The sequence below is a fragment of the Mycobacterium sp. genome, from assembly GCF_049673265.1.
In the GTDB taxonomy this organism is placed as follows: Bacteria; Actinomycetota; Actinomycetes; order Mycobacteriales; family Mycobacteriaceae; genus Mycobacterium.
Window position 1 is genome coordinate 1 of sequence record NZ_JBATXN010000242.1, and the last position, 5267, is coordinate 5267.

Sequence of the window (5267 nt, forward strand, 5' to 3'; positions counted from 1 at the left end):
TGAAGAACTCCTCGGAGAACGGATCAAAAACAACCTTCGGTTTGGTCATTGCATCTCCTCAGCGCGGACTGGCGGCTGGAACCGTTACGACGGAATGCCTGACTGTAACGCTAACGGTAGACGGTTCATCGCGTGTCGAAAAGACCTCATCTCATACCCTTATCGCCGTCTCGATGAGGTGGTCGAGCACGCCCAGGTCACTGCCCAGTTCGGCGGCGATGCTCCTGGCCACGGCGACGTCTTTGCCGACGAATTCACCCGCCGTGCCGATGAAAGACGCGACGGATCCGCCCGCGGCGACGATGTCCAGCACCCGACTTGCGCCGCTGCCGTGCGGAAGCACGCTGAGCAGCGTCGACTCCGGAACGCCGAGTTGCACACCCAGTTCCACAGCGCCGGATAGCAATCCGATTTGCGCCGCGAACAGCGCATTGTTGACGAGCTTGACCTTCTGCCCAGTTCCCAACGGACCGACGTGCAGGATCGGATCGCCGTAGCAGCTCAGCACCGGGTGTACGCGCGTCACGGCATCCTCGCTGCCACCGACGAATAGCGTCAGGGCCCCGGCAGCTGCATTGTGCGGGCCTCCGCTGACCGGTGCGTCGACGACGTCGACACCGTGCGGAGCGGCACGTTCGGCGATGGTCTCAACTGTGCGCGGACTGCCGGTCGTGTGCACCACCAACGCCGAGCCCGGCGCCATAGTCGCGAGCAGGCCACTGTCAGAAGGGTCCAGACAGATCTGTTGCACCTGTTGGTCGGTGAACACGCAGACCACCACTGCATCCGCGTTCGCCGTCACCGCAGCCGCATCGGCGACCCCTTCGGCGCCTAATTGGGCTACGGCAGATCGCTTCTCGGCGGTGCGACCCAACACCGCGACGTCGTGGCCCGCCTCGATGAGGCGGGTCACCATGGGACGGCCCATCCGTCCCGCACCGATGAATCCGATTCTCACCGTGGATGTTCCATCAGGGTCAGGGTGGCGTCGGCGGCGTCGAGCACGGCGCCGCCGGGGACGCCAGCCGCGCCGGCGAGGTCGGCGACCAAGCGGACATCTTTCTGAAGCAGCGTCCCCGCGAGGCCGGCGAGGCGGTCTAAACCGCCGGTGTCACCGCCGAGAGTATTGAGCGCAAAGCTGTTTCCGCTGCCGCGCGAGATGACCTCGGTGAGCCGGTCTGGAAGAACTCCGAGCGCCTCTCCGAGCGCCAAAGCCGTTGCCGCGGTTCCCAGGTTGGCGGTGAACAGTAAGTTGTTCAACAGCTTGGTGGTTTGTCCGGAGCCCAGATCACCCAGGTGCACGACCGGGTTGGCGTAGGTCTCGAACACCGGGCGGCAGCGCTCGACGACGTCGGCATCGCCGCCGACCATCACCAGCAGACGACGTTGCTGGACCGCCGGCGCGCCGCCGCTGACCGGCGCGTCGACAACTGAGACACCTTGCGCTGCAGCCGTTTCAGCTAATGCATGGCAGGTCTTGGGATGCACGGTGCTGTGGATGGCAATGATGCCGCCCGGTTTGAGTCCGGCCAGCACCCCGTTCTGGCCGCCGGTGATCTCATCGACGTCGGCATCTGAAACCACGCAGAGGCAGACGAGATCGCTGCTGGCCGCGAGTTCCGCCGGCGATCCGGCGACCTTGGCCGCGGTTTCGCCGAACGGCTCAAGCGACGCCGGTCGGCGCGCCCACAGCGTGGTAGGGAAGCCGGCTTCGGCGATCCGACGCGCCATCGGGGCGCCCTGGCTGCCTAAGCCAATGAATCCGACGTGCATCAACCGGCCTCCAAATCGGGACTTTCACGCGCGACGACACATTCCTCGGCGAACTCCAGAACTGTCGAGTGGTAGGCCGCGGCGGTGTGGCCGAGGCTGATGTTGTGTCCGGCTTCGGCTTGGTGATGGACGACGAACCGCGGCGCGCTGGAGAACATCGCCTCGATCTCGCTTATCGCCGAAGCGTCGGTCTGCCAAACCTTCTCGTATTCGGCGATGCTGAAGTGCACCGGGACCGATACGGCGGGGGCAAGCGCCGGGAAGTCCTGACGGGCCCAGTTGGACACCATCAGGTCCTCATAGGGCGGAGCGCCGGGATAAACCGTTGCCCCGCTGAGTACTTCGGGTGGATACAGCCGTTCGGGGTGCCACAGCAGTTCACGCAGACCTGCTGGGCGGCGTTCCCGGGTGGCCGTCTTCAGCATGTCGCGGGCTGCGGGATGGTAGTGCCGGCCGGTGCCGGCCAATTCGATGCCCAGTAGATCGCTACCGCGTTCACTAGCAGCCATCCGCATCGTCAATTCGCATCCGCCGGAGTGCCCCATCAAAAACAAGCCCGCGCCGCGCGGCCGGTCGCCGACGATACGATCGACCGCCGCGTACGCAAGCGCGACCCGCTGCTCGGGGTGAGCCATCGCCTCCGGGTAGGGGGCCGAGCTGCCGTAGCCGGGGCGATCGAGCGCCACCACGGTGAATCCGTGTGCGGCGCCCGTTCGAAGAAGGGACGATTCGGGGTGGCCTGGACAGTCGAAATAGATTGAGGTGGTGCCTCCGCCGTGAATGGCCACGATGACCGCCCGCGGGTCGGGCGCCTCGGCGACGATCGCGGACATCGGTACGCTGTCGACGATGACGACCCGCGGATGGGGACTCATGTGTCGGCCCGCAGTAGTAGTACGCCGCTTGGTGTTAGGCCGCCACTGCTGACCACGCCGACGCGGGCGTCGGCGACCTGCCGCGGCCCGGCTTCGCCGCGCAGCTGGCTGACGGCTTCATGCAGCAGACCCATGCCATGGGTACGGCCGTGCGACAACTGACCGCCATGCGTGTTGAGTGGCAGCTGACCGTCGCGGGCGATGTTCTTGCCGCCGTCGAGGAATTCCTTGGCCTCACCGATCCGGCAGAACCCCAACGCTTCAATCCAGGACAGGCAATTCATGGTGAACCCGTCGTACAACTCGGCGACGTCGACGTCTTCCGGCCGCAGCGAGGTACGCGACCACAGGTGTGCCGACTGGCCGAGCACCTGCGGCTCGTGGGTCAATGTGCTTTGGTCCCAGTCAATTCGCTCGATGATCTGCGTGCCCACCGCCTCCACCAACACCGGCGGCTTGGCCATGTCGCGGGCGGCGTCGACGGCCGACACAATGACGGCGATGGCGCCGTCGCACGGCACGTCACAGTCGTAGAGCCCGAACGGTGTGGTGATCGGACGGGCGTTCAGGTAGTCGTCCATCGTCATCGGCGACCGGTAGACCGCCGACGGGTTGAGTTCGGCATTGGCGCGCTGGTTCAACGCAATCCAGCCCAGCGTTTCCTTCGTAGTGCCGTAACGATGGAAGTGGCGCTGCGCGTTCTGCGCCAATGTGTGGGCCGCCGAAGTAGCGCCGAACGGCATCAGCCAGTCGGCTCTGCGGCCCATCGACACAGCGATCTTGCCCTGTTTCATCTGCTCGTTGAAGGTGGCTTCCCACAGCGTCCGGAAGCACAGCACGTGACGCGCCAGGCCGCCGGCGACGGCAAGCATCGCCGCGATCACCGAGCCGCCCGGGCCAAAGGTCTCCATCCCGCCGTTGTGCCATGTCGGCCGAATGCCCAGCGCCGCTTCCAGCGCCGTGACGCCGCCTTCGCCGAAACCTCCGAGGTTGCCGCCGCCGGGATAGGTTGACAGGCCGTCGATGTCGTCGAATGTCAGGCCGGCGTCGGCGATCGCTGCCTCGCAGGCCGCCACTGTCAGCGACAGAGCTGGCACCATCAACCGGCGCCCGATCTCCGACATGCCGATCCCGGTGAGCGCCACTTTGTCTTCGAATTTCTCCGGCGTGAGCATCGGGCGGACGTATTCGCCGAAGCGCTCCGGAGCGATTTCGTCGATGGGCAGCGCGGCGGGCCGGGTGTCTTCAATGGGACGGAACAACGGCAGCCACACGTCTTCGACCTGCTCGAAGACGACTTCGACTTGCTGACCGAGCTGCAGTTTCTCGGGATCGCAATCAATGATGTTGGTGGTCAGCCGAACTCGCGGATCTTCGGCGATCGCTACCTGGGCGACGACATAGGGTGCGGGCAAGCCCGGCAGGCTGAATCGGTGGTTGACGGTAAATCCGGCCAGCGTCGCCCGGCCCGACACCGCTCGTACCTCCAGGCGGTGCGAGCGGCAGTAGCGGCACATCGGCGCCGGCGGATGGATGAGCGCCGAGCAGTCGGTGCATTCCTGCAGCCGTAGTGTGCCGTCGGCGCCTGAGCGCCAGAAGAATTCAGTCTCCTCGGTGACCAGCGGCGCTGGGCGTCCGGTGTTCTGCGTCAACGCGTGAAACCCCACTCTGCTTCGTTGGCTTCGGTTTTGAGGTGCGCGGCGGGATCCTCGTCGTCGCGCAAGTCTGGGTGGCGAACGCTGGGTTTGAGATCACCGATCTCGGTGATCGCGTGCACCGGGCAGTCCAGCAGTGCGTTCATCACCGCGTGCTCGTCGGCTTCGGCCACGGTGCCGTCACCGGTCAAGCACGCGTATCCCCAGTCGTCCAGGGAGAAGTAGCCGGGTGCATGCTTGGCGCAGATACCGAAGCCGTCGCAGACCGTGCGGTCGAGGCGAATTTTCATGCCTGCGTCACCACCTCCGCCTCGTAGGGACGGTCGGCGCGGAACGGCCCGTTGCTGCAGCCTTGGCAGGCGCCTTCCAGATGGCGCGCGACCTCGTCGGGAAACTGAGCGAGCAGGCTTGCCGCGACGTTCGTCGCGGCGTCCAGGGTCGCGCAAGCACCGCGCCCGCGGAGCACCACCGACCAACGGCGCAGTCGCTCTACGTCTTCCACAGTGGCGGCGCCGTCGCGCAATGCGCCCGCGGCGGCAGCCATCGCCGCCGTCCCGTTGAAACAGGAGCCGCACTGGCTGGCGTTTTCACGATCGAAGTAGGCCAGCACCGCGGCGGCTACCGCGACCGGGCAGTCGTCGGTCATTACCGAGATCGCGCCGCAGCCCAGGCCGCTGCCAAACCGGCGAAACGTCTCGTGGTCCAGCGATGTCTCCAGCACCCGTCGGTCCAGCAGGCCGGCGAAGTACCCGCCCATCAGCGCGCCCCGCACTCGGTCTGGTGAAATCCCATGCAGGGCAAGCAGTTCAGTGAAGGGTAGGCCGTGCGGCAGTTCGTAGAGCACCGGCGGTCGTCCCGCTCCGGTGATGGTCGCCAGGAACGTGCCCGGCGACAGCGGGGTGCCTTGGGAGCGGAACGCAGCCGAGCCGTTGCTCTGCAGGAAGGGCAGGTTGGCCAGCGTTTC

General features: G+C 66.1%; 6 protein-coding genes. All 6 read right to left on the reverse strand.

Going from position 1 to position 5267, the window contains the following annotated elements:
* Positions 1 to 151: 151 nt before the first annotated feature.
* Positions 152 to 958 (reverse strand): NAD(P)-dependent oxidoreductase, encoded by an 807-nt coding sequence (locus tag WBF82_RS08620; protein WP_424382631.1) that lies wholly within the window; start codon positions 956 to 958, stop codon positions 152 to 154.
* The gene (locus WBF82_RS08625) at positions 955 to 1773 is read right to left on the reverse strand and encodes an NAD(P)-dependent oxidoreductase (RefSeq protein WP_424382632.1); all 819 of its coding nucleotides are present in this window, start codon (positions 1771 to 1773) and stop codon (positions 955 to 957) included. The genes WBF82_RS08620 and WBF82_RS08625 overlap by 4 nt, the downstream gene beginning before the upstream one ends.
* Complete coding sequence (locus tag WBF82_RS08630; protein WP_424382633.1) at positions 1773 to 2648, reverse strand: alpha/beta hydrolase; 876 nt, start codon at positions 2646 to 2648, stop codon at positions 1773 to 1775. The genes WBF82_RS08625 and WBF82_RS08630 overlap by 1 nt, the downstream gene beginning before the upstream one ends.
* Entirely contained in the window at positions 2645 to 4315 is a 1671-nt protein-coding gene (locus tag WBF82_RS08635; RefSeq protein WP_424382634.1) for a thiolase C-terminal domain-containing protein, read from the reverse strand. Before WBF82_RS08635 ends, WBF82_RS08630 begins: the two co-directional genes overlap by 4 nt.
* On the reverse strand, positions 4297 to 4593 hold the full coding sequence (locus tag WBF82_RS08640) for a ferredoxin (protein WP_424382635.1): 297 nt from the start codon (positions 4591 to 4593) through the stop codon (positions 4297 to 4299). The genes WBF82_RS08635 and WBF82_RS08640 overlap by 19 nt, the downstream gene beginning before the upstream one ends.
* Positions 4590 to 5267 (reverse strand): NADH-ubiquinone oxidoreductase-F iron-sulfur binding region domain-containing protein (locus WBF82_RS08645; protein WP_424382636.1); only part of this gene is annotated, 678 nt, incomplete at its 5' end. The genes WBF82_RS08640 and WBF82_RS08645, both read right to left, overlap by 4 nt.

Coding starts and splice junctions, on each gene's coding strand:
- WBF82_RS08630 (WP_424382633.1), bottom strand. CDS start 2,648: ATGAGTCCCCATCCGCGGGTCGTCATCGTCGACAGCGTACCGATGTCC.
- WBF82_RS08640 (WP_424382635.1), bottom strand. CDS start 4,593: ATGAAAATTCGCCTCGACCGCACGGTCTGCGACGGCTTCGGTATCTGC.
- WBF82_RS08625 (WP_424382632.1), bottom strand. CDS start 1,773: ATGCACGTCGGATTCATTGGCTTAGGCAGCCAGGGCGCCCCGATGGCG.